The sequence below is a fragment of the Brevibacillus sp. NL20B1 genome (genome assembly GCF_018195675.1).
GTDB lineage: Bacteria > Bacillota > Bacilli > Brevibacillales > Brevibacillaceae > Brevibacillus > Brevibacillus aydinogluensis.
Map to the genome: position 1 here is coordinate 1 of NZ_JAGTPT010000039.1, position 23,926 is coordinate 23,926.

Genomic DNA, 23,926 nt, shown 5'->3' on the forward strand with positions numbered 1-23,926 from the left:
GAAACGCCCGAATGCGAGATTCGGGCGTTTCAGACTGAAGACAAACTGCTTTTATTATGATGTAGTTTCCCAAGGAACCGATCTTCCCATCGTTTCCAGGCCGCAAGGCCTGCACATTAATCAACCGAAGGTGGAGAAAAAGTACATGGCATGGGGTGATGGGGCAAAGCGAGCTCCTTTGACGACCTGCAAAGCGAAAAGACGCAAGACGCGGGGAATACAGGGGGCACAAGTCTCACTTCGTCGAAATACCCAGATGTTTGCCCCCTGCCCGCGTCGCGTTTTGGAGCGGACTCTATCGACTTCGTTGCTGGTCGTCAAGAGAGCGAGTGGGCCCCATTACCCATGCACCACGGACTTTGTCTACACGCTGAAACGCCCGAATGCGAGATTCGGGCGTTTTTTTACATCGGGCACTCCTTTACAAAACCCTGGCCCAACGTTAATACGTGCTTCACGTTTCCTTAACTCTCCAACGGTACCATCGAAATTGTCAAGTGAACGACGGGAGTTGAGGGCACTGGGAGGGAATGGAGCCAGATGGCACGAGTGATATTGAGGCAGGTAACGAAAACATTTCACGGCCAGACGGTGGTCAAAGGGCTGAACCTGTTGATACCGGACGGTTCCTTTACCGTGCTGGTCGGACCGTCAGGGTGCGGAAAATCGACCACGCTGCGGATGATTGCCGGGCTGGAGAGCGTCACGGACGGGGACATCCTGATCGGCGACCAGCCGGTCAATCATCTGCCGCCCGGTAAACGGGACGTGGCGATGGTGTTTCAAAACTACGCGCTCTATCCGACGATGAACGTCTACGACAACATCGCGTTTGGCCTACGCAACCAGGGGTGCTCGAAAAATGACTGCCGGACGATGGTAGAAGAAATCGCGGACGTAGTCGGACTGAGACCGTATCTCAAGCGGAAGCCCTCGGAGCTCTCCGGCGGACAGCGGCAGCGCGTCGCACTGGCCCGTGCGATGGTGAAAAAACCGCAGGTGTTTCTGATGGATGAACCGCTGTCCAACCTGGACGCCAAGCTGCGCAACCAGATGCGGGTGGAGCTGACCAGCCTGCACAAACGGCTCGGCACCACCTTTATCTACGTCACCCACGACCAGGTGGAAGGGATGACGATGGGCGATCAGATCGTCGTCATGAGCGAGGGTGCGATCATGCAGGTGGCGCCGCCGATGGAGCTGTATCGGGAACCAGCCAACCTGTTCGTCGCCCAGTTTATCGGCTCACCCGCGATGAACGTCGTCCCGGCGGACGGGAGGGCGGAATACTTGTGGGGGTTTCGCCCGGAAATGGCCGTCCTCCTGCCGGGCAGCGTGTCGGCGGTCCCGGCGGAAACGGCATGGTCGCTCGACGGCATTATCATGTCACGGGAAATCCTCGGTTCGGACGCGCTGTACCACGTGGAAACGACGAGAGGACGCGTCGTGGTCAAGGCGGAAACGGAGCGGATGGCGGAGATCGGCGAAGCGGTGCTGGTGTCGGTGCCGCTGGCGCACATTCACGTGTTTGACCGCGCGACCGGGAAACGGCTGGGGCGGCTGGAGGGACGGACGCAGAACCATTCGCTGGCGGGAGGAGTGGTCTGATGCGCAAAACGGTCGCTGTCCAAGAAGTGGCGAACGCGCAATCGGCGGGGACGCTGCCGGCAGCCCGATTTTTCTTCGCTGAGCGGATTCGTCCGTACCTGTACATCGCGCCGGCCCTGCTGTTTTTTTTCGCCTTTTTCTTCTTTCCGATCGCGTATGTAATCTACTTGTCCTTTCACGACTGGTCGCTGCTCAACCTGGAGGAGATCGAATGGGTGGGGCTGGACAACTTTGCCGAGCTGTGGAAGGACGCCGATTTTCGTCAGGTGCTGGCCAATACATTGATGTACACATTCGCCACAGTGGGGCTCGGCATTGTGATTTCGTTTTTTCTCGCGCTGTGGCTCAACCGCAAGGCCAGGGTGTACGGTCTGGTGCAGGCGGCGGTGTTCAGCCCTCACATCGTCTCGCTCGTCTCGATTTCGATGCTCTGGATGTGGCTGATGGACCCGCAGTACGGTCTGCTCAACGCCCTGTTGGAATTCGCCGGACTGCCGGCGTACACCTGGCTGTCTGACACGAAAAGCGCGCTGGTGTCGCTGATCGTGGTCAGCCTCTGGAAAGGGATCGGCTACAACACGGTGGTCTTCATCGCGGGGCTGCAAAGCATTCCCCGTGACATCTACGAGGCGGCCGCCCTGGACCGCTCTCCGTGGTGGCGCACCCTGTTCCGCATTACGGTTCCGATGCTGTCGCCCACGCTGTTCTTTTTGTTGGTGATCAATACGATCTCATCGTTTCAGGTGTTTGACACGATCTACATCATGACCCAGGGCGGTCCGGTCAACAGCACCAACATGCTGGTTTTCTACATTTACGAGCAGGGCATGGATTTCTACAACGGCGGCATCGCTTCCGCTGCGTCCGTCGTCCTGCTGGGGATGGTCGGATTGTTGACACTGCTGCATTTCCGCCTGATGGGAAAACGGGTCCACTACCGCTGACGGGCCCCTGATCCGGCCAAGTGTGGCAGCGAATTCGCCCCAGGATCGCCGAGAGGGAGGAGGAGGTTGTATGAGACATGCGGGACGTGCGGCGTGGAAAGCGGTGGAGTGGGCGCTTCTCGCCGTCGTTTCCCTGATCTTTGTGTTTCCGTTTCTCTGGATGTTTTTGACCGCGTTCAAGACGATGCCGGAGGTGTACCGGTTCCCGCCTACCTGGTGGCCGGAGTCGTGGCATTTGGAGAACTTCCGCATCGCGTGGGAATCGGGACCGTTTCTCACCTACGTCTGGAACAGTTTTCTCGTGGCGGCGGGGATTCTCGTCCTGCAGCTGTTGACGGGTGTGCCGGCCGCGTACGCCTTTGCCCGCTACCGGTTTCGCGGGCGGAACCTGCTGTTTGGCCTGACCCTGATCGCCTTGATGATTCCCCCTCAGGTGGTCTTCTTGCCGGTCTATGTGGAAATGAGCCACTGGGGGCTGGTGAATACGCTGTGGGCGCTGATTCTGCCGTACGGGGCGAGCGCCTTTGGGATTTTTTTGCTCCGCCAGTGTTTCATGCAGGTGCCCGATGAGGTGATCGAAGCCGCCCGGCTGGACAATGCCTCCGAGTGGACGATCATGTGGACGATCATGGTGCCGATGGCCAAGCCGGTGCTGGTCACGTTCGGGCTGTTTAGCTTCATCTATCACTGGAACGACTACTTTTGGCCGCTGATCATGACCAACAGCGACACCGTGCGGACGCTGCCAATCGGCATCTCCATGCTGAAGGCGGCGGAAGGCGGCAAACTCTGGAACGTCATCATGGCGGGCAACATGATCCTCGTGCTGCCGGTCCTGGCGATCTTTTTCATCGCCCAGCGGCACATCATCAGCGCGTTTGTCTATTCATCCAAATAAAAAAGGAAAACCCGCGTTCCTTCCTGAAAAGAAAGAGGAGGCATGCATTGTGAAAAAGATCCGCGTATCCTTATTGGCTTGTGTATTGAGCGTGACGGCCGTACTGGCCGGGTGCAGCGGCAAGCAGGAGGCGGCTGGCGGCCAGCAGTCCGGTACCGGAAGCGGCGGCCAGCAGCAGACAGCCGATGCCGGAAAGCCCGTGGAAATCGACTTTTGGTACGCGCTGGGCGGCCGCAACGGTGAAGTGATCGAAGAGATGGTCAAACAATTCAACGACACGCACAAAGACATCGTCGTCAAGCCGTCCTATCAAGGCAGCTACTATGAAAACCACGCCAAGGTGCTGGCTGCCGTCTCAGCCGGAAACCAGCCCGACGTGACGATGGTGGAGATCGCATCGGTGGGCGCGTTTGCCGATGCCAAGGTGCTGCAGGACCTGGGGGCCTACGTGAACGGGGAGGAAAACAAATACATTCCCGGCCTGATGGGCAACTCCTACTGGAACGACAAACTGTACGCCGTGCCGTTCAACCGTTCGACCCCGCTCTTGTACGTCAACCGGGACATGCTGAAAGCGGCCGGATTGAATCCCGACGGTCCAAAGACATGGGAGGAACTGCGCCAGTACGCCAAGGCCCTGACCAAAAAAGAGGGGGGCAAGACGAAGACCTACGGCTTCTCCACGCCGATCGACATCTGGTTCTACGAAGCGCTGGTCTTTGAGAGCGGCGGAAATATCCTGAGCGAAGACGGCAAGAGCGTGGCGCTCGACAACGAAGCGGGAAAGGCGCCGTTGGAGTTCTGGATCAGCCTGCTGAAGGAAGGGGTGATGAAGGCTCCGCCGGGCGAAAAATACAACGCCTGGGACGTGGCCAAGCAGGATTTCCTCAACCAGCAGGTGGCCATGATTTTTACATCGACCGGAGACCTGCACGCGCTCAAGGAGAGCGCCGCGTTTGAAGTAGGGGCGGCGTTTCTGCCGGCCAATAAGGATTATGGGGTGCCGACTGGCGGCGCCAACCTGGTGATGCTGGCCAAGTCTTCGGATCAGGAGAAAAAGGCGGCATGGGAATTTATCAAATGGATGACGGATACGCCGCAGACAATACGTTGGTCGCTGGAAACCGGGTACATGCCGGTGACGAAGGAAGCGGTCGAGTCGGACGAGATGAAAGCAGCATACCAGAAAGAGCCAAACTTTCAGGTGGCGGTCAAACAATTGGAGTATGCCCAACCGCGTCCGATGGTTCCCGGCTATAAGGAACTGCAGGAAGTCATCATGACGGAGATTCAGCGGGCGGTGCTGAACCAGGCGACCGTGGGCGAGGCGATTGCCAAGGTTGTGGAAAAAGGCGAGAAACTACTGAAAAAGTAATGAGGTGATGTTGCATGAACGTTTGCATGGCGCATCGCGGCTGGTCGGGCAAGGCGCCCGAAAACACCATGAAGGCGATTGAGCTTGCGCTGGCGGAACCGGCCATTGGCGCGATTGAGGTGGACGTGCAGCTTTCCAGGGATGGCGTGCCGGTTCTGTTCCACGATTTTTCACTGGAGCGGACGACGAACGGCAGCGGACGGGTGCAGGATCTGACGCTGGCGGAACTGCGGGAGCTTAATGCAGGGAGCTGGTTTGATGAGCGCTTTGCCGGCGAACCGATTCCCACGCTGGAAGAGGTGCTGGCTGCCGTGAAGGGACGATGCACACTGAACATTGAGCTGAAAACGGCGGCCGACATGCATCCCGGACTGGCGGAACGCGTGCTGACGCTGCTGGATCGGCACGGGATGAAGCAGGATGTGTACCTCACCTCGTTTGACCACGAGCTCATCCGGCAGGTGCGGCAGCTGGACACTGACGTCAAGACCGGGCTGATCGTCTACGGACGGCCGATCATGATCCTGGAACAACTGCGGCAGGCGGGAGCAGATGTGCTCTCCATGTCCTATCCGTTTCTCACCCGGGAATTGGCCTGCGAGGCAATCAATGAGGGGGTTGGCGTCATCGCCTGGACGGTGGACGACCCGGACGCTATCCGCAGAATCATGGAGTGGCATCCGCAGGTGCAAATCTGCACCAACCATCCGGACCGCATGCTGGCCCTTCGCTGAGCGCACTATAACTAACAACAGCGGCTGTGAGGACACTCCCTCGTGGCCGCTGTTTCATTCGGTACAGCCGGCAGCAAAAAAGGCACCGCAAAACGGGTGCCTTTTTGTTGTGCTTATATCTTGAAGCGTTTGACGTGAGCCTGCAGCTCTTCGGCGATTCTCGCCAGCGAGCTGGCAGAAGACGTGACTTCCTCCATGGAGGCCAACTGCTCCTCGGTGGCGGCGGAGACGCTTTGCGTTCCTTCTGCGGAGCTTTCCGCCACTTCGGCAATTTGCGTGACCAACTGAACCACCTGTTCCGTACCTGCGGTCATCTGGCGGGAGTGGTCTTTTACCTTCTGAATCTGGTCGGCCGTGTGGGTCACCGAATACTGAATCTGTTCAAACGATTTGCCGGCATCGTTGACGACCTCGAGGCCGAGCGCCACTTCTTTTGTCCCTTTTTCCATGGACTGTACGGCCAGGTCCGATTCCTGCTGGATGGCCAGAATGAGCTGTTCGATCTGTTGAGCGGATTGGGCCGATTGTTCCGCCAGTTTGCGGACTTCGTTGGCCACGACGGCAAATCCCCGTCCCTGTTCCCCGGCACGCGCTGCTTCGATGGCGGCATTAAGCGACAACAGGTTGGTCTGCTCGGCAATGTCGGTGATGACCTGGACAATTTGACCGATCTCCTGGGAACTTTCGCCCAGCCGTTTGACGATAAGGGCGATCTGGTTGACCGTCTCGTTGATGGACTGCATTTGTTTCGCGACGGTTTGGATGGTCTGGTTGCCGTCGATCGCGATTTGCGAAGCCCTGAGGGCAGAATCTGCGGCGTTTTCCGCATTGGTGGCAATTTGCTGAACACCGGAGGACACGTCCTGGATCGCACGGACGCTTTCCTCCACGCTTTGCACTTGCCGTTCTGCGCCGTACGCCACTTCCTGGATGGTCGTTGCAATCTGCTCGGTGGCCTTGCTTGTGTGCTCGGCGTTTACGGTCAGCTGCTCTGCGGACGCTGCCAAATTTTCGGCGCTGGCGTTCATCTGCTGGATGATGGTGCGCAGATTATCCACCATGGCGTTTACGGCCTGGGACAGTTGGCCAATTTCATCCTGCGTGCGGATGCGGAGCGGCTCCACCGTCAGTTCTCCATCGGAGATGCGTTTGGTCACGCTGGCCACTTCCATGATCGGTCGCGTGATCCGCAGCGACACGGCGAATGCAAGTGCGATTACGAGAACGCTGACGATGAGAACGATGACAGCGATGTTGGTGTTGAGAGCGGACACAGCCGACGTAATGGATTGGACCGGGATATGCAGGAACAATCCGTAGTTTGTCGTTGCAATGGGCGCATAGGCAACCATGTACTCGCTGCCGGCGTCCGTGTAGGTATAGGAGGCTGTCTCGCTGCCGCCGTGTTTGAGGAACTCGGCCAACCCCTGCGGCAGGCCGGCTTCTTCCACTGCTTTGCCGATCAGCTCTTCGTTGGGATGGGCTTGAATCAGCCCTTTGTTGTCTACGAGAATGGCGTATCCGCCGTTGCCAAGGTTGAGATGTTGCAGAAAGGTTTCGGTAAACTGGTCAACGTTGACGAGACCGGTCAGTACGCCAAGAATTTGGCCGTTTTGGTTTTTGACGGGAGAGGCGACGACAATGGAGCGTTTGCCAGTCGTCTTGGCAATCACGATGTCGGAGTAACTGGCTTTTCCGGCCATTCCTTCCTTGAAAAACGGCCGTTCGGACAAGTCGATGCCGACGCTTGTCGGAAACGTGTCGGCCGAAACTTTTCCGTCTGGAGAGATGAAGGTGTTGCCGTCAAATATCTTCATTTCCTCGGTAAACGAGCGGATGAACAGGTTTTTCGCGGCAGCGTCCGTCGATTGAATATCCGATGAACGGGCCAGCACCTGAATCTCCGTCATCCGTCTGTCCAGGTATTGATCCATCGCGACGGCGGTGCTTTTGGCAAGGTCGATGTAGGACTGCCGCTGTTTGTCCGTGATGATTTCCGAGCTGCTGGTGGTGATATACAGGGAGGTGCCGATGAGTGGTATGATCGCTACGACAAGAAACCAAACAATCAGTTTGTTTCGAAGTTTGCCGAAGACAAACACGAGGGAATTCCTCCTTTTGTAATCAGGCCTATATGCACGCCTGAAGCGTAACAGCATTCAGACTGCCGGGAATGCTCCCGGCAGTCTGGAGTGAATCAATATCCCATTGCTGCACCTTCGCCGCGCGGATCGGCGCCGCCAAACTTCACGTTGGTGACGGGATCGATCAGAATCGCTCCGGATTGGCCCATTTGATCGGTGTAGGCGTCTTCCAGTTTTTCAACCGGGTGACCGCGTTTGATCAGTTCGTCCAAAACAGCTTGCGGAATTCGGCTTTCTACCTTGAGGTTGTTGGAAGAAGCACCCCAGTTGCGTCCGTGCAGCCATCTTGGCGCTTCGATCGCGTCCTGTACGCTGAAGCCAAAATCGACAATGCGGGTCACCAGAGCGGCCTGGGTCTGAGGCTGTCCTTCTCCGCCTTGGGTTCCGTAGAGGAGGTAAGGCTTGTCTCCCTTAAACAGCATCGCCGGATTGATGGTGTTGAAGGAGCGTTTGCCCGGCTCCAGGTGGTTGATGTGGTTCGGATCCAGGGAGAAGTAGCTGCCGCGGTTTTGCAGCAGGATGCCGGTGCCTTTGGCCACGATGCCGGAGCCCCAGTCGAAGTAGTGGCTTTGAATCATCGAAACGGCGTTGCCATCCTTGTCGACGACGCCGAGCCATACAGTGTCCCCTTTCGGATCGAGCGGCTCCACCGTTTGGGCTGCCTGTTTCATGTCGATCCGCTTGGCCAGTTCTTGACCGTGCTCTTTGGACAGCAGGTAGTCTACCGGAATGTCGGCAAACTCGGGGTCGGTCAGCCATTTGTCACGGTCGGCAAAGGCTTGCTTGGTGGCTTCCACAATCACATGGTAGTAATCGGGAGTGCCTTCGCCCAAGCTCTTCACATCGAAGTTGTTCAGGATGTTGAGAATGGAGAGCGAGGCCATTCCTTGCGAGTTGGGCGGTACGTTGTACGCCTTGTACCCGCGATAGTCAACGGAAATCGGTTTTGCCCACGTAGCGGTGTGTTTTTCAAAGTCTTTCAGGGTGAGCAAGCCGCCGTTTTTCTGCATGTCTTCGACGATTTTCTTGGCGATTTCGCCTTTGTAGAATCCGTCGGCCCCTTTTTTGGCGATGATTTTCAAGGATTCCGCCAGGTCTTTCTGCTTCAGGATTTCGCCAGCCTGATACGGTTCGCCGTTGGGTTTCAGGTAGATTTTGCGGAACTCTTCAAAGCGCTGCAGATTTTTCAGATCGTTGTCGGTCGGATCGGTCGCGTACTTGGTCCAGTACACCTGGTTGGGGGAGACGGGATAGCCTTTTTCCGCGTACTCGATCGCCGGCTCCAGCAGTTTGCTCCACGGAATCTTGCTGCCGCTCATTTCCTTGCGAGCGTAGTTGTACGCTTCCCACCAGCCGGAAACGACTCCGGGGACGGTGTTGGCGGCCAGATAACCGCGGGACGGGATTTTCTCGTATCCTTTGCTCTTGTAGAACTCAATGGTCGCTTTCTCCCCGGCACGGCCGCTGCCGTTCAGGGCGCGCAGTTCTTTCGTTTTTGCGTTGTAGATCAGCCAGAAGTTGTCCCCGCCGATGCTGGTGTAATGAGGATAGACGACGGTCAGTGTGGAAGCCGCAGCGATCGCGGCATCGACCGCGTTACCGCCTTCCTGCAGCGTCTTCAGTGCAGCGGCGGTAGCCAGGTAGTGCGGAGTGGTAACCATGCCATTCGGCGACATGGAAGTTGGACGGTGTGCAGCATTGCCCGCAGGTGTGAAGGCGGACAGGCTTAAAACGCCGGCAAGTCCCAGGGCGCCTAGTTTTTTCCAGAACCTTTTCACAGTCGTTCCTCCTTTGGTCTAGTTGTAAAAGCAAGTTGTGCTGGATGGTACGTAGCTCTGGCGCCTCACCTCCCCCCTATGGACTGCAACCGCCTGCTTACACAAAAAAGACCGATGACATAGGATCATCGGTTTGTCCTACATCAATACTTCGGTAACTGGCTGGCGTGTCCGCTCATGGCGGAGGTAGCCCCTGTAGCTTTGCGTCGCCGGGTTTCCCCGGGTTTGCCGTTTCGATATCAATGCGTGGTCGTAAATTTTCAAAATGCGTAAAATGAGACCATCTTCATTCGTCTCGCGGTGCAGGCAGTCCAATGGACTTGGGAAAATCACATTTCTATTTCATTAGATCGGTAAATTCGTCCCGATGTTTAAGGGGAAATTAAAAAAATCTGCGGATTTTGTGACTATGGTCCGATGTCCCTGCACTTGGCGGAGGATGTTTTTCGTGCGCGCACCTTTCTGCGCACATCCAAGCTGCTGAATTCAATAATGAACATCGGCTGCGGCCGTCAACAGCGACGGCATGTGCCCCATTGTGGTAAGGCGGGACGAGGCACGGCCCGATTTGTTGAACTCTCGATGCGGAATCAGTATTATTGATTGTAAAGGTGAAGTGAAAGGTTGATTCAATTGGAAAACAAGTCGGCAACATCCAATTTTATCCGCAGCATCGTCATTGAGGATTTGCAGGCGGGACGAGTGAAAGAAGTCGTGACCCGTTTCCCTCCGGAACCGAACGGGTATCTCCATATCGGTCATGCCAAATCCATCTGCCTGAATTTTGAGCTGGCTGACGAATTCAATGGCAGAACCAACCTGCGCTTTGACGACACCAATCCGCTGAAAGAAGACACCGAGTACGTGGAAGCGATCAAGGAAGACGTCAAATGGCTGGGTTTTGAGTGGGATGGTCTTCATTTCGCATCCGACTACTTTGAGGAAATGTACAATCGCGCGGTGTTGCTGATCAAAAAAGGCAAGGCGTACGTCGACGACCTCTCCGCGGAGGAGATCCGCAAAACGCGGGGGACGCTGACAGAGCCGGGCACGGAGAGTCCGTACCGCAACCGTTCGGTGGAGGAAAACCTGGACCTGTTCCAGCGGATGCGCAACGGCGAGTTCAAGGACGGCGAAAAAGTATTGCGCGCCAAAATCGACATGAGTTCGCCGAACATCAACCTGCGCGACCCCGTGCTCTATCGGATCGCCCATGCCACCCATCACAACACCGGAGACAAGTGGTGCATCTACCCGATGTACGACTTTGCCCACCCGCTGGAAGACGCCATCGAGGGCGTGACCCACTCGCTGTGCTCGCTCGAGTTTGAAGATCACCGTCCGCTTTACGACTGGGTCGTACGCGAATGCGAGATGGAGCACGTGCCGCGGCAGTATGAATTTGCCCGTTTGAACATGACCAATACGGTGATGAGCAAACGCAAGCTGAAATTGCTGGTGGACGAAAAAATCGTGGACGGTTGGGACGACCCGCGGATGCCCACCATCGCCGGTCTGCGCCGCCGCGGCTACACGCCGGAAGCGATTCGGGCGTTTGCGCGGGAAATCGGCGTCTCCCGCAGCAACAGCGTGGTGGATGCGAAGATGCTGGAGCATTTCATCCGCGAAGACCTGAAGCTGAAGGCGCCGCGCACGATGGCCGTGCTGCGCCCGCTGAAAGTGGTCATTACCAACTATCCGGAAGGCCAAGTGGAGATGCTGGACGCGGAAAACAACCCGGAAAATCCCGAGATGGGCATCAGGCAAATCCCGTTTTCCCGCGAGATTTACATCGAGCAGGATGACTTCATGGAAAATCCGCCGAGCAAGTACTTCCGCCTGTTCCCGGGCAACGAAGTGCGGCTGAAGCACGCCTACTTCATCAAGTGCCACGACGTGATCAAGGACGAACAGGGGAACGTGGTGGAACTGCACTGTACGTACGACCCGGAAACGAAGAGCGGCACCGGGTTCACCGGCCGGAAAGTGAAGGGGACGATCCACTGGGTGGACGCCAAACACGCCGTTCCGGCGGAGTTCCGCCTGTATGAACCGCTCATTCTGGACGGGCAGGAAGACGGCGATTCGTTCTTGGACAACATCAATCCCAATTCGCTGGAAACGCTGCACGGTTTTGTCGAGCCCAACCTGAAGGACTGCAAGCCGCACGACAAGTTCCAGTTCTTCCGCCACGGCTACTTCAACGTCGATCCAAAGTATACGACTCCGGACAAACTGGTGTTCAACCGGATTGTCTCGCTGAAAAGTTCGTTTGAACTGCCGAAGAAGGGATAAATTCGCGCATACATGGAAAAGCTGTTAACACGGTTAACAGCTTTTTTCATATTCTTGGGGACCCCCGCCGGGTGCTGCATGAGCACACCTGAGCGGGGGATTTTTTTGAGAGGGGCGGCCGGATATGCTCGATTCCGGTCACAATTTTAAAGAAAAAATGTCATTTGGACGGCAGGATTTCCCATGGAATATATTGAAAAATTACACAGATGATATATTGGTTGTACAACCAATCAAAATGAATGGTGATCTGGAATGAAACCAAAAGCAGGTAATACGCGAGCCCAATTAATTGAAGCGGCTTACAAGGTTCTTGCCGAAAAGGGATACGAAAACAGTTCCGTTAAGGACATTGCTCGTGAGGCAGGCGTGTCGCCCGGCTTGGTGCACTACCATTTTGCAAACAAGGAAGACCTTTTGGTGTCTGTTGTCAAAGAAGCAGCCAATGAGTACTGCCAACAGATGAGAAAGTTACGGAAGACAGTTGCGGAAGACAAACTTGCCGACGCTGCGCTGGCGGAGTCTTTGGAGCGAATAAAGAGCAATGCCGATTGGTACAAGCTGCGATATGAATTGTATGTGCTTGGCTTGCGAAATCCCGCGATTCAGTCCGGGGTGAAAGAGCTTATCGCAAGGGGAAGGGAGGGAATCGAAGAAACAATCCAAGCGGTGGCAGGAAAAACGCTGCCAAATGGGGCTGAGATGTCCGCCATTTTGTTCGCCTGTTTCGAAGGGCTCGCCTTGCAGTCTTTCGTTGATTCGGAGTTTGACCTGGAAGGCGCTTACCAATTCCTTGGTCAAATGGTCGAACAATTCTTGCAATCGCAATCGGAACGTGAGCGGACGTGACAGTGCGCGTACCGCGCGAGGATTGAAAGGTATGTGTGTGGTGTCAATAGAGCCGTTGTTATCTGTATTGGTTGGTCATACAACCAAAAAATTATGGGGGTGTTTTCATGTTGAATCTGGTTCTGGCCGCAATGGAACGATTGGCACTGACAGTGATCGTGGGCGGAGGCGTTGTCATGGCCGCCGGTGTCCGTCCTCTCTTACTGTCCATTTTGGCAAAGCCGGGACAACCCGATTTGGCTGAAACCGTTGAGGGGCTCTCAATCAACGCGTGGAACCGATACAACCGATTTGCCTTGTGGGCGGCCATTGTCGTGGCGGTCGTTGATCTCGTGCGTATTGTTACGGGGCTGGCTTTTTCCTGGTGGCATGTTGGCCTGATCCTTACAATCTTTGTGGCTTTGCTTGGAAAGTTATTGATCGATCAGACACTGAAAACGCGGCTTAATGAGGCTGGCGCTGAAGCTGTCGGCAGTGCCGAGCAGCGTGCCGGACACCGGCGGGTTGAGTTTCTCTCGGTCGTCATTCTTGTTTTGGCTGTGTTGTTGGTCATCCTGCCGTTCTGACGGAGGTATCCAGATGAATGTGTTGATTGTCTACGCACACCCGAACCCGAAGAGTTTGAATGCCGCCATTTTGAAGGAAGTGGAGCGCGGCCTGCAAGAGGCCGGCTACCAGTATACGGTTATCGATCTATACCAGGACAACTTTCAGCCGGTTCTGGTGTACAATGACAGCATCCGGCGCAGCGAACTCAAGAACGATCCGGAAACGACGCGTTATCGTGAGCTGGTGCGGCAGGCCGATCATCTCATCTTCATTTATCCCGTTTGGTGGTATGGTGTCCCGGCGATTCTTAAGGGCTTCTTTGATCGCTTGTTTGTTTCGGGATTCGCCTATCACTACGAGGGGATGGTGCCAAAGGGATTGCTCAGCGGAAAATCGGCATGGGTGTTCTATACGATTGACTCTCCCGGATGGTATGTCAGACTGGTTCGCCGCAGTGTCGAATGGAAGATTATGAGAGATGCGATCCTCGCGTTTTGCGGAATACGAAAGGTCAAGAGATTCATGTTTGCCGGCGTCAAGAGGAGCAGCCAAAAGCGGCGTCAAAAATGGCTGGAATCCGTCTATCATCAGGTGCGTTTTGGACTCAGGGAATCATGATGAAGATTCGGTTATCCCGTTGGGTCGATACCCGGGCGAATGGCAAGGAAAACAGGTGGCACAAGTCTCACTTCTTCGAAACACCCAGATGTTTACCCCTCCCCTTAGCGTTTTGAAGCGGACGCTATCGACTTATTGCTGGTCGTCAAGAGAGCGAGCGGGCACCATCACACATGACACCACGGGCTTTGATTGCAATGCGTCGCCAAAATGAAAATGCAGGTGAAATTGCCATAAATTAGTGTATAATGTGTGTATAAAATTTTGACAAAAGGGGGTGGGGAACCATGAGATTTCGCGACCTTCACATCAACATCAAGGTGCGCCTGCTGACAAGGTTTTTAAGCATTTTGGTCGGTGCGACGATTTTTCCGTTTATGTCGATATACTTTACGGAAAAACTGGGGCAGGCGATCGCCGGGGTTCTCATGCTGTCAACGGTCATAACCACGGTGATTATTAGCTTCTACGGCGGATTTTTGGCCGACAGGATCGGGCGGCGAAAAGTGATGATCATGTCGCAATCGGTACTGCTAGGGGCGTACTCCGTCATGACCATCGCCAACTCCGAGTGGCTCGATTCAGCCTGGCTCACCTATGCGATGCTGCTGGTGCAAAGCGTCGGCACCGGCATGCTGTTTCCCGCCGTGGACGCCATGATCATCGACGTGACGAATCAGGAGAATCGCCGGTATGTCTACAGCTTGAACTACTGGTCGATCAACCTGGCCATGTCGATCGGTGCGCTGGGGGGCGGCTTTCTGTTTCAAACGCACCGGTTTGAATTGTTTCTGCTGTTCACCTGTGTTCATGTGTTAACGCTGATCATGTTTGTCTTGTTTATGACCGAATCGCACCAAACGAAGCGGAATGAACAGGTAAGAAACAAGGCGGTGTGGAAGGATCTGCTGCAAAGCTATCGGCTCGTGGCCAAGGATCGCACTTTTCTCTTTTTTTGTCTCGCAGTGTTGTTGGGCAACGCCCTGCTCAATCAGAAAACCTATTACATAGCTGTTCGTCTTCAGCAGGAGTTTGGCAGCCAGCTTCTGAACGTGGCGAATTGGTTTTCGCTCAAGATCGACGGGATCAGAATGGTTGGCATCATGCAGACGGAGAACACTATTTTGGTTGCCATGGGCATGTTGTTCGTGACGAAGTGGATCAAACGGTTCTCGGACAGCCTTGTGCTGCGAACAGGCGTGTTCTTGTACATGATTGGCTTCGCCGCCTTGGGAAGCAGCAACGGGCTGTGGATTCTGCTCCTGGCGGTGTTTGTCGTGACATGCGGCGAATTGTTGTTGACGCCGGTAAGCCAGTCCGTAATCGCTGATCTGGTGAACGATGAAGCGAGGGGGTCCTATATGGCGGTGTACGGACTGGTTGGTCATGGGGGAAGACTTCTGGGCGCTGGCGGCATCCTGGTCGGGGTGCTTGTGCCATCCTGGATGATGAGCGGACTCTATGTTCTGATCGGAATCTTCATGCTCTGCTTGTTTCACTACGTGTTAAAACAGCGTCAGCAAAAAAACGAGACCGACGCTGCTTCTCACAATACACCGCTCCCTGTGTAGTGCCGTAGATATGTCGGGGGAGCGCAACAGGGTGCCCTTGATTGTCCAGGGGTGCCCTGTTGCGTTTGATTGTTCCGCTGGCTGGATGTCCGGTACCCCTGCGTCGTTCGCGTGTATTCGCGCACTGGGAGAAGGGAGCGGCCAGCTCGGGGAAAGTTATCGCCGGACCCGTCTCTTTTTGATACAGTAGACAAAGGAGAAGAAAAAGCAAGGTGTGAAGGATATGGCAATATTGCACAACGATTGGGCCGAACTGCTGGCGGACGAATTTGAAAAACAGTACTACCGGCAGTTGCGGCAGTTCCTGAAGGCGGAATACCAAAGCCGCACCGTGTATCCCGACATGTACGACATTTTCAACGCGCTTCATCTGACGCCGTACCGGGAAACCAAAGTGGTGATTCTCGGTCAGGACCCGTATCACGGACCGGGACAAGCCCACGGCCTCAGCTTTTCCGTCAAACCGGGGGTTGCGCCTCCGCCATCACTGCAAAACATCTTCAAGGAACTGCAGAGCGATCTGGGCTGTGCCATCCCCAATCACGGCTATCTGGTTAGCTGGGCAAAACAGGGGGTCCTGCTGCTCAACACAGTGCTGACCGTGCGCGCGGGCAGCCCCAACTCGCACAAGGGGATGGGCTGGGAGCAGTTTACCGACCGGGTCATTGCCGTCCTAAACGAGCGGGAAACGCCGATGGTCTTTATTCTCTGGGGGCGTCACGCGCAGGAAAAAGCAGCGTTTATTGACAAGCAAAAGCATTGTGTCATTCAATCCCCGCATCCAAGCCCGTTTTCGGCCAACCGGGGCTTTTTCGGCAGCCGGCCGTTTTCCAGGGCCAACCGCTTTTTGCGGGAGCAGGGCTTGGGCGAAATCGACTGGCAGCTTCCCCTACAGGTGGAACTAACCGCCGCAGGAGAGCAGTAAGCGAGGCGCGTTTTCGTTAATCCTTGCTGCGGATGACAAGCAGGCACCCGCTTGCGACGGAGATTGTCCCGCTGTCGGCCGTCAGCACGTTGCTGATGCCCAGCGTGTCACCGAGGCGCAGCGTCGCATGTTCCAGCGGATATTGAAATCCGGACAGGGTAATGCCGGTCACTTCCGGGGTGAGCGGCAGCAGCGAGATGTGGGGAAAGCGGCTGGGGCCGAGGGTCAGCTCGCGGTCGACGAGCATGATGTCATTGGCAGCATCGACGATCCGGCAGCGTACGCCGCTGCGCAGCCCTTTCCACAACAGGTGAACGTTGGCCAGCGTGTGATCGAAACGGGACCCCAGTGCCCCCGTCAGGACAATCTCCTGCGCGCCCTGATCCAGTGCCCAGACGAAGCCCATCTCCGTGTCGGTCATATCTTTCAAGACCGGGTCGCAGGAGCGCACTTCTTCGCTGTGCGCGCTGATCTCCGCCCACTCCTCAGGCGTGACCGAGTCAAAATCGCCGATGGACAGGCGGGGCCGAAGACCGTGGCGGATGAGAAACAGCGCTCCCCGGTCGACACCGACCAGACAGTCACCCGCCTCTACTTCCTCAAGCGCCCAGTCACCCAGATTGCCTCCTGCAAACAGGATGATTCGTGTTGGATTGCTCATGATTTTTTCCTCATTCCGTGTCGATTGCGTTTGTCATCCCCAGATCGTTTTTCCTGGGAGCAGGCCCGTCCTACCCAATCAGGGGTTCCGGGCCCGAAAACGGTTCTCTTCCACAATATCATGGACCCGCCCTGATGTGCCAATGAAGATGAGCCCATCCGCTTCACCTGCCCATAGACGGTCCTCGCGAAAGATCTTGCCGGCGGTCATCGCCTGTCATGCAATACCAGTGAAAATAATTGAATGTTTTGGATTTTGTCGATTAAAATCATTTTATCAACTGCGGGAAGGTGAAGCGATGATTGTCGTCAAGCGCATGAATCAATGCACGCTGGCTGAGGTCACACTGGCGTGGAACCGGGGGTTTGAGGGCTATTTTGTTCCGGTGACGATGACGGAAAAAAGTCTGCTGCAGCGGCTGGGACGGGAGGATTACGCACCATCCCTGTCTGTGATTGCGTTTGCGGACGGGGAACCGATCGGTCTGGTCGCCAGCGGCGTTCGCACCATCAACGGGAAAAAAGCGGCCTGGAACGGAGGCACCGGCGTTGCTGCGGCGTACCGTCGGCAGGGCGTTGGACGCCGATTGATGGAGGAGACGCTGGCCCTGTACCGCAAAGCGGGCGTCGAGCTGGCGACGCTGGAAGCGTTCCGGCAAAACGAGCAGGCGATCGCCCTCTACCGGCAGTTCGGTTATGAGGTGACGGACCGGCTGCTGTTCTTGCAGCGTACCGACGCGCTGACGGATCGGCCGTTTGGCGATGTCACTTCCGCCCCCTACCGGCTGCGGCATGGCATTCCCCAGGAGGCGGCGGCGCTTTCCTTTTACGAGGCGGACGTGCCGTGGCAAAACCAGTGGCCCAGCCTTTGCGATGGAGAGGCGGTCTTCGTGGAAGACGAGAACGGCGAGACAGTCGGTTACGCCTTTTACAAACGGACGCTGGACGAGGCGGGCAAACCGACCGCTATCGTATTGCGGCAGTGTGCGTACCTGCCCGGACGGGCTGATGCGGAGGCGATCGTTCGTTTTGCGCTGGCCCATGTGTGGGGATCGCCGGAACTGGCCTGCACGCGTTCTACCTTCAACCTGCCGGCCTCCTGCAAGCTGGTGGTGAGCGTGCTGGAACAGGCCGGGTTTCAGCCCTCCGGCATCGAACAGGTATACATGATCCGTCAGATGGAGCAGGGCGGCTAGGTGATTGGGCTTCTTGTCGACATGTGAAGCGTCACCCGTCTCGATACAGGACTTTTGTTTGACAAACATGACCAACGCATCTGTCAAATCGGGTAATATAGTAGAGGGGTTTCACCCTGCCATATCCGAACGACAGGAGATTGTATCATGCAGAAAGTAGAATTAATTGCCACGGCGACATTTGGCCTGGAAGCCGTGGTCGCCCAGGAAGTAAGGGCGCTGGGCTACGAAGACGTCAAGGTGGACAACGGCAAGGTGACGTTTACGGCAGACATTTCCGCGATACCGCGGGCAAATTTGTGGTTACGAACGGCGGATCGCGTGCGTCTTAAAATGGGAGAGTTTCGGGCGACGACGTTTGACGAGCTGTTTGAGAAGACCAAGGCGCTGCCCTGGTCGGACTGGCTCCCGGAAAACGCAACGTTTCCGGTGGAAGGCAAATCCGTGAAATCGACGCTGTTCAGCGTGCCCGACTGTCAGGCGATCGTGAAAAAAGCGGTGGTGGAAAGCCTGAAAAAAACGTACAAGCGGGACTGGTTCGAGGAGCAGGGGCCGATGTACAAAATCGAGGTGGCCTTGTTGAAGGACGTCGCCACTTTGACCATCGACACGTCGGGACCGGGGCTGCACAAGCGGGGATACCGCGGATTGATCGGCGCGGCGCCGTTGAAAGAGACGATGGCGGCGGCGATGATTCTCTTGTCCCGTTGGAAGCCGGACCGCGTCCTGATGGACCCGTTTTGCGGTTCTGGAACCATTCCGATTGAGGCCGCCCTGATCGGGCAGAACATCGCTCCGGGAATGAACCGCGAATTCGTCTCCGAGAGCTGGCCGAATATCCCGAAGACCGTGTGGCGGCAAGCCCGCGCGGAGACACACGATCTGGCCCGCTACGACCAGAAGCTGGAGATCATCGGCACGGACATCGATGACGAGATTCTGCGGGTCGCGCGGCGCAATGCGGCCGAAGCGGGCGTGGAGGACCAGATTCACTTCCAGCGCATGGACGTGCGCGACGTCCGTACCAAACGCAAGTACGGTTATCTGATCTGCAATCCGCCGTACGGCGAACGGCTGGGCGACTGGAAGCAGGTAGCCCGGTTGTATCGCGACATGGGTGAGGTTTTTTCCGCGCTGGACACGTGGTCGTTTTACGTGCTGACGTCGGACGAGCAGTTTGAGAAGCATTTCGGCCGGACGGCCAGCAAGAAGCGAAAATTGTACAACGGCAACATCAAGGTGGACTACTACCAGTTTTTCGGCCCGAAACCGCCTCGTCCGGCAGTGGTTGTGCCGGATGCGTAATACAGAGAAGCAATATGTTGGAGGAGGAAACATGGTGTTGAAGCGTATGGCAGCCAGGGCAATGACCGTTTGTCTGGCGCTGTCGATGCTGTTTACTCAGGCCGCAGCGGCCGCTGGTTCCGCGACGGCAGCGGAGCAGCAGGGTGGGGAACTGCCCTACGAGCAGAACGTGAGCTTTTCCGATTTGCAAAACAGCTACGCCCGGGAGGCTGTCAACCGGCTGGCTGCGGTTCAGCTGATCAGCGGCCAGGGCGGGGACCGCTTTTATCCGCAAAAGCCGATGACCCGGCAGGATGTGGCGGTGCTGCTGGCCAAGGTGATGGGCGTGCAGCCGAAACTGCCGAAACAGGCGGTGTTTGCCGACGTGCCGGCGGACAGCCCGTACGCTCCGTACGTCTACGCACTGGCGGAGCTGGGGGTGATGCAGGGACGAAGCGATGGCAAGCTGGGAGCAGCCGACCCGTTAGCCCGGCAGGAGATGGCCGTTCTGCTGACACGGCTGTGGAAAGCGGGCGGCGGCCAGATGCAGAGCGCAGACGCAGCACCGTATGCAGATGAGGAGGAAATTGCCGACTACGCCCGGCAAGCAGTGACTGCTGTTACCGCCCAGCGCTGGATGCAGGGAGCTGGCGGCAAATTCCGCCCGCAGGGGACGGTGACCCGGGGCGATGCCGCGATCATCGCCGAGCGCGTGCTGAACGCTCGCTCCCAGCAGGCGGAACAGGCCGATTTTACGCTCAATGCGGCCAAGCTGTCGGTCATGACGGGCACCAGCACACGGGTGGAAGTGGCGCCAACCGTCGGGACTTTGCCGTTTTCCCCCGTCTTTGCCTTTGACCGGCCGGAATTGGGCACCGTGCTGCCGGACGGCACGTTTGTCGCCGGACCCACACCCGGAAAGGGCACGCTGACCGTGACAGTGGGGTATCGCACGAAGGAGATTCCCGTGGAAATTACCGCTGCGCCAGCGCCACAGGCGCAGGATGCAGTGGAGCCAGATAAACAGCTGGAGGAAACCGGAGGGGAAGTGAAGGCGGACACGGCGGCTGCGGGTGCGGAGAAAAAGGCTGAGGCTGGCGCGAGCGAGACTGACAAACTGGCTGCGGGCGAAGCCAACAAACCGGCCGAAACCGCCCAATCCGACGATGGCGTAGATGGCGATCAGACCGGATCGGACACAACACCGGCCGCAGCTGATCAGGACGGGGATGGATCAGAGCCTGTCTCACAACCTGCAGAGGAAGATGGCCTGATCAACTTCGCGCCGGGCAGCTTTACCTCTGTCCAGACGATGGGCAAGCCCGATGCCTATTTCGCCCAGGTGGAAAAACAGTACCCCGGCCCGGTAGGCGGATTGGTGACCCCGTCGGAGACCTGGACCGGTTACTACCGTCTGTTTGGGCGAAAAGTGACCGTCGCCCTGGATGAGGTAAAGCGGCTGGAGCGGGTAACCCTGACGTTCCAGCAGCAAAAAGGCTCGGGCATCACCATGCCGGAATGGATGGACGTGGAAGTTTCCCGAGACGGCAGGGCCTGGTATTACGCCGGTAAAGCGAAGCATGACGTATCGCCGGCGGAGGAAGCGGTGGTGGTGCGCACGCTTGCTGTGACGCTGCCGAAAGTGGAGGCACGATACGTCCGCGTCTCGTTCCCGGTAAAAGTGTTTGCCTTTGCCCGCCAGTTGGAAGTGTGGGGGACCAATCTGAGCAGGGGTGAGAGCCCGTCCGTCCTGCTGCCGCCGGAAAATCAAAAGCAGACCGTTGTCGAGGATAAAACGGTCCGCCGCGTGGAAAACATGCTGCTGGCCTATTCCGGTGCATACGGTGAGCGGGGCATCTGGCGGAAGGAAGATTTCCTGCCGATGGTCGGCTATCTGACCAAGGACGGGTACATGGTCGACCAGATGTTTGACACGGTGCTCTTTTTGCCGTATCAAATCCTGCCTTCAACCAAAGAGGGTTGGAAGGAATACATGAATGACCTGTTCCGCACCGGCCAGCAGCTGGAAGCGCTGAACGACGCGATGCGCGAGTTCAACCGCCTGCGGGGGACGTTGTACGGCACACCGACGGTGGAAAACGTCGTGCTCGCCCTGCCTTATCCCAATCCATCCCAGATGGACTTCGGCAGTCTGGACGACAAGCAGCCGTCCCTCTCCTTTAACGCCCGCCAGGTGGGCGAAGAGCAGGCGTATGAAAACCGCAAGCAGGCGCTGGAGTGGTACTACCGGGAGCTGAAAAAGCGCTGGGACAAAGCCGGTTTTGCCTATCTGAGGCTGGAGGGCATCTACTGGTTCCACGAGCTGATTGATGACAGCGCGCCCAAGGAGCGGGAGCTGATTCGTCACATGGCCGGCATCGTGCACGACGACGCGCTCCGCTTCTACTGGATTCCGTACTTTGGTGCGCCGGGGCTGGCCGAGTGGAAATCGCTCTACTTCGACTACGCGTTCCTCCAGCCCAACTACTACAGCGACAAGCCGGTGCAGCTCGACCGCCTGGAAGGCACCCTGGACGTAGTGAACAAGTACGACATGGGCGTGGAAATCGAAGGGGACGAGCGGATGTACCGCGATCCTAAGTTTTACCAGCTCTACTACAACCAACTGGTGGCAACGCACAAGCTGGGCCTGGATAAAAACCGGATTCACGCCTACTACTTTGGCTCCAAAACGCTCTTGGAAGCGGCCAACAGCGACGATCCGGTGATCCGGGGCATCTACGACGATACCTACAAGTGGATGCGCGGCCGTTTTGACCGGAATGAGTATTTTCTGCCGGAAGTGATGCCGTAGGGCATTGCCGCGCTGGAAACGGGAAACAACAAACCTCCGTGGTGATGACAGCCGCGGAGGTTTGTCGTAGTGGACGTGCATGTAGGAGGTGGTCACGATTAAAGAAAATTTTGTACCTTTCCTGCTTTTGCTGATCCTTGTCACTTCCCTGTATGACATTTTTAAAAAGAAGTGGATTTTTCGGCCGATCAATGGAGGGGCGATGTGCGTTATACTCTATCAGATTAGCCCTGATCATTGGTGGACAAGTCTGATCGTGCTGGTTTTCTTCTATGTGTTTGAATGGTGGAGACACCATCGAGCCTGACAACGCCGGAGAGGGAGTATTCGTTGGCCAGCAACAAGCGTTTCCGTGAATTCTCTCTTAATACATTAAATGCGCAAGCTATAGAGAAATGGGTTAATTTACCATTCAGGGAAATTATGTTAGACTCAGGGAACAGAAAGGAGTGATAACATTGAAGAAATTCGGAACCCTTCTGTTAATCATTGGCATTTCAACCTATTTGACAGGATGTGCGCCAACTGATTCAAATCCTTCTGCCTCTCGCCAAACTTCTGTCAGTCAAACAACTATAGAAGAAAACGTTCCATCATTTGTTTTAGAAGCCGTTGCTCAAATGTTACGTAAACCAGTGAATGCCATTGAAAAAGAGGACTTTACAAAAGTAAAAGAGTTGCATTTGAATGTTGGAGAATTGGGAGAAGATCAAAAAAACAATGTTTATGATCTTTCAGTCATCGCCGGTATGAAAAATCTAAAAGATCTGTACATCGATCACATCAAAATTAAAGACTATAATTTTTTAGCAGAATTGCCGCAACTTGAAACGCTCAACTTATCCGGTGTTCAAATGAACCAATTGCCGTCATTTGATCAATTTAACAACTTACGAAGTCTCTCTTTAGAAGATGGAGACATTTCTGATTTGCACTTTCTCCAAGATGTGACTTCACTCCAATACCTCAACTTGAGGAATAACAAGATTACAGACATTGCTCCCATTCAGTCACTAAGCACATTAACCTTCTTGGATGTTTCAGATAATCCGATTACCAGCATTGATTCAATAAAGAGCTTTTCTAACTTAGAACGCTTTCAAATGCGAAATACATCGGTTGATAATCTTGAATCGCTAAGTCAATCACAAAACCTAAAATATCTTGATATACGTGGGTCAAAAGTGACTTCTATAAAACCATTGTTGAATTTAGCTAAACTCGAATTTTTATTAGCGGATCTTGAAAATATCGATGACATAAATCTTTTACCGAAAAAAGTGCAACGTTCTCAAGAGTCGATATTAGAGAAAGAATAGTGTTAGATTCTTTAAGAAACATCAAGTTTTTTAATTTTTTTCCGAACGGTTGTTTTTTTACCATTATTTTTCCTTAATAGGTGAGCGGTAAGGAGCCGCGGCATTTACAAAACCTATTGAGGAGGATTGAATCTTATGGCTACTAAAACTTTTTCCCGTGATTTGGGCACCACGAGTTTCAAGCAGTTCGACAGTAAGTGGGCAAGTAAAACTACATCATGCGGTGGAACAATGCGTTCCGAAGGTTGCTACATCACGTCAATCGCTATGATTTTCAACAGCTTTGGCGACAATGTTGATCCTGGTACTCTGCTGGACAATTTGAAAAACACCGGTAAAGATTGTCCGATTGACTGGAATGCTG

General features: G+C 55.5%; 19 protein-coding genes and 1 riboswitch. Of the genes, 16 read left to right on the forward strand and 3 right to left on the reverse strand.

Annotation, left to right across the window (positions count from 1 at the left end; all coding sequences use genetic code 11):
• Positions 1 to 540 precede the first annotated feature (540 nt).
• The 5 genes from KDN35_RS19070 (at position 541) to KDN35_RS19090 (ending at position 5,559) form a co-directional block, all read left to right on the forward strand.
• Positions 541 to 1,608, forward strand: a complete 1,068-nt coding sequence (locus KDN35_RS19070; RefSeq protein ID WP_212133634.1) for an ABC transporter ATP-binding protein — start codon at positions 541 to 543, stop codon at positions 1,606 to 1,608.
• Positions 1,608 to 2,552 carry a carbohydrate ABC transporter permease gene (locus KDN35_RS19075; RefSeq protein ID WP_212133636.1) on the forward strand — a complete coding sequence of 315 codons (945 nt, stop codon included), beginning with the start codon at positions 1,608 to 1,610 and terminating at the stop codon, positions 2,550 to 2,552. The genes KDN35_RS19070 and KDN35_RS19075 overlap by 1 nt, the downstream gene beginning before the upstream one ends.
• Positions 2,553 to 2,622: 70 nt before the next feature.
• Complete coding sequence (locus KDN35_RS19080) at positions 2,623 to 3,450, forward strand: carbohydrate ABC transporter permease (RefSeq protein WP_212133638.1); 828 nt, start codon at positions 2,623 to 2,625, stop codon at positions 3,448 to 3,450.
• Between the two features lie 49 nt (positions 3,451 to 3,499).
• The gene (locus tag KDN35_RS19085) at positions 3,500 to 4,825 is read left to right on the forward strand and encodes an ABC transporter substrate-binding protein (RefSeq protein ID WP_212133641.1); all 1,326 of its coding nucleotides are present in this window, start codon (positions 3,500 to 3,502) and stop codon (positions 4,823 to 4,825) included.
• Between the two features lie 14 nt (positions 4,826 to 4,839).
• Positions 4,840 to 5,559, forward strand: coding sequence for a glycerophosphodiester phosphodiesterase (locus tag KDN35_RS19090; RefSeq protein ID WP_212133643.1), 720 nt, complete (start codon positions 4,840 to 4,842; stop codon positions 5,557 to 5,559).
• Positions 5,560 to 5,672: 113 nt separating this feature from the next.
• Here the strand turns inward: KDN35_RS19090 and KDN35_RS19095 are convergent, their stop codons facing one another.
• The gene (locus KDN35_RS19095; RefSeq protein ID WP_171563999.1) at positions 5,673 to 7,661 is read right to left on the reverse strand and encodes a methyl-accepting chemotaxis protein; all 1,989 of its coding nucleotides are present in this window, start codon (positions 7,659 to 7,661) and stop codon (positions 5,673 to 5,675) included.
• Positions 7,662 to 7,756: 95 nt separating this feature from the next.
• Positions 7,757 to 9,379: a gamma-glutamyltransferase gene (gene ggt, locus KDN35_RS19100; protein WP_230077854.1), complete on the reverse strand. Its 1,623-nt coding sequence runs from the start codon at positions 9,377 to 9,379 to the stop codon at positions 7,757 to 7,759.
• Between the two features lie 252 nt (positions 9,380 to 9,631).
• Positions 9,632 to 9,721: riboswitch (cyclic di-GMP riboswitch) on the reverse strand.
• A gap of 393 nt (positions 9,722 to 10,114) precedes the next feature.
• On the opposite strand from ggt, the gene KDN35_RS19105 reads away from it, so the two are divergent.
• The 6 genes from KDN35_RS19105 (at position 10,115) to KDN35_RS19130 (ending at position 16,288) form a co-directional block, all read left to right on the forward strand.
• Positions 10,115 to 11,776: a glutamine--tRNA ligase/YqeY domain fusion protein gene (locus tag KDN35_RS19105; RefSeq protein ID WP_171564197.1), complete on the forward strand. Its 1,662-nt coding sequence runs from the start codon at positions 10,115 to 10,117 to the stop codon at positions 11,774 to 11,776.
• Between the two features lie 255 nt (positions 11,777 to 12,031).
• On the forward strand, positions 12,032 to 12,625 hold the full coding sequence (locus KDN35_RS19110) for a TetR/AcrR family transcriptional regulator (protein WP_171564001.1): 594 nt from the start codon (positions 12,032 to 12,034) through the stop codon (positions 12,623 to 12,625).
• A 107-nt stretch (positions 12,626 to 12,732) separates the two neighbouring features.
• A complete protein-coding gene (locus KDN35_RS19115) occupies positions 12,733 to 13,191 on the forward strand; it encodes a hypothetical protein (protein ID WP_171564002.1) in 459 nt (152 codons plus the stop codon).
• Between the two features lie 13 nt (positions 13,192 to 13,204).
• Positions 13,205 to 13,792: an NAD(P)H-dependent oxidoreductase gene (locus KDN35_RS19120; RefSeq protein ID WP_212133646.1), complete on the forward strand. Its 588-nt coding sequence runs from the start codon at positions 13,205 to 13,207 to the stop codon at positions 13,790 to 13,792.
• Between the two features lie 287 nt (positions 13,793 to 14,079).
• Positions 14,080 to 15,363, forward strand: coding sequence for an MDR family MFS transporter (locus tag KDN35_RS19125; RefSeq protein ID WP_171564004.1), 1,284 nt, complete (start codon positions 14,080 to 14,082; stop codon positions 15,361 to 15,363).
• A gap of 223 nt (positions 15,364 to 15,586) precedes the next feature.
• On the forward strand, positions 15,587 to 16,288 hold the full coding sequence (locus KDN35_RS19130; RefSeq protein ID WP_171564005.1) for a uracil-DNA glycosylase: 702 nt from the start codon (positions 15,587 to 15,589) through the stop codon (positions 16,286 to 16,288).
• Between the two features lie 16 nt (positions 16,289 to 16,304).
• Here the strand turns inward: KDN35_RS19130 and KDN35_RS19135 are convergent, their stop codons facing one another.
• On the reverse strand, positions 16,305 to 16,949 hold the full coding sequence (locus KDN35_RS19135) for a thiamine diphosphokinase (RefSeq protein ID WP_212133648.1): 645 nt from the start codon (positions 16,947 to 16,949) through the stop codon (positions 16,305 to 16,307).
• A 298-nt stretch (positions 16,950 to 17,247) separates the two neighbouring features.
• On the opposite strand from KDN35_RS19135, the gene KDN35_RS19140 reads away from it, so the two are divergent.
• The 5 genes from KDN35_RS19140 to KDN35_RS19160 all read left to right on the forward strand — a co-directional run.
• Positions 17,248 to 18,144: a GNAT family N-acetyltransferase gene (locus KDN35_RS19140; protein ID WP_212133650.1), complete on the forward strand. Its 897-nt coding sequence runs from the start codon at positions 17,248 to 17,250 to the stop codon at positions 18,142 to 18,144.
• 147 nt (positions 18,145 to 18,291) lie between these two features.
• Entirely contained in the window at positions 18,292 to 19,449 is a 1,158-nt protein-coding gene (locus tag KDN35_RS19145; protein WP_212133651.1) for a THUMP domain-containing class I SAM-dependent RNA methyltransferase, read from the forward strand.
• A gap of 31 nt (positions 19,450 to 19,480) precedes the next feature.
• Positions 19,481 to 22,243, forward strand: coding sequence for a DUF4855 domain-containing protein (locus tag KDN35_RS19150; protein WP_249179208.1), 2,763 nt, complete (start codon positions 19,481 to 19,483; stop codon positions 22,241 to 22,243).
• A gap of 458 nt (positions 22,244 to 22,701) precedes the next feature.
• Positions 22,702 to 23,562, forward strand: a complete 861-nt coding sequence (locus KDN35_RS19155; protein ID WP_212133652.1) for a leucine-rich repeat domain-containing protein — start codon at positions 22,702 to 22,704, stop codon at positions 23,560 to 23,562.
• 135 nt (positions 23,563 to 23,697) lie between these two features.
• A partial coding sequence (locus KDN35_RS19160; RefSeq protein ID WP_212133653.1) for a hypothetical protein occupies positions 23,698 to 23,926 on the forward strand: 229 nt, incomplete at its 3' end.

Coding starts and splice junctions, on each gene's coding strand:
- KDN35_RS19070 (WP_212133634.1), top strand. CDS start 541: ATGGCACGAGTGATATTGAGGCAGGTAACGAAAACATTTCACGGCCAG.
- KDN35_RS19075 (WP_212133636.1), top strand. CDS start 1,608: ATGCGCAAAACGGTCGCTGTCCAAGAAGTGGCGAACGCGCAATCGGCG.
- KDN35_RS19080 (WP_212133638.1), top strand. CDS start 2,623: ATGAGACATGCGGGACGTGCGGCGTGGAAAGCGGTGGAGTGGGCGCTT.
- KDN35_RS19090 (WP_212133643.1), top strand. CDS start 4,840: ATGAACGTTTGCATGGCGCATCGCGGCTGGTCGGGCAAGGCGCCCGAA.
- ggt (WP_230077854.1), bottom strand. CDS start 9,379: ATGTCGCCGAATGGCATGGTTACCACTCCGCACTACCTGGCTACCGCC.
- KDN35_RS19110 (WP_171564001.1), top strand. CDS start 12,032: ATGAAACCAAAAGCAGGTAATACGCGAGCCCAATTAATTGAAGCGGCT.
- KDN35_RS19115 (WP_171564002.1), top strand. CDS start 12,733: ATGTTGAATCTGGTTCTGGCCGCAATGGAACGATTGGCACTGACAGTG.
- KDN35_RS19120 (WP_212133646.1), top strand. CDS start 13,205: ATGAATGTGTTGATTGTCTACGCACACCCGAACCCGAAGAGTTTGAAT.
- KDN35_RS19125 (WP_171564004.1), top strand. CDS start 14,080: ATGAGATTTCGCGACCTTCACATCAACATCAAGGTGCGCCTGCTGACA.
- KDN35_RS19130 (WP_171564005.1), top strand. CDS start 15,587: ATGGCAATATTGCACAACGATTGGGCCGAACTGCTGGCGGACGAATTT.
- KDN35_RS19135 (WP_212133648.1), bottom strand. CDS start 16,949: ATGAGCAATCCAACACGAATCATCCTGTTTGCAGGAGGCAATCTGGGT.
- KDN35_RS19140 (WP_212133650.1), top strand. CDS start 17,248: ATGATTGTCGTCAAGCGCATGAATCAATGCACGCTGGCTGAGGTCACA.
- KDN35_RS19145 (WP_212133651.1), top strand. CDS start 18,292: ATGCAGAAAGTAGAATTAATTGCCACGGCGACATTTGGCCTGGAAGCC.
- KDN35_RS19150 (WP_249179208.1), top strand. CDS start 19,481: ATGGTGTTGAAGCGTATGGCAGCCAGGGCAATGACCGTTTGTCTGGCG.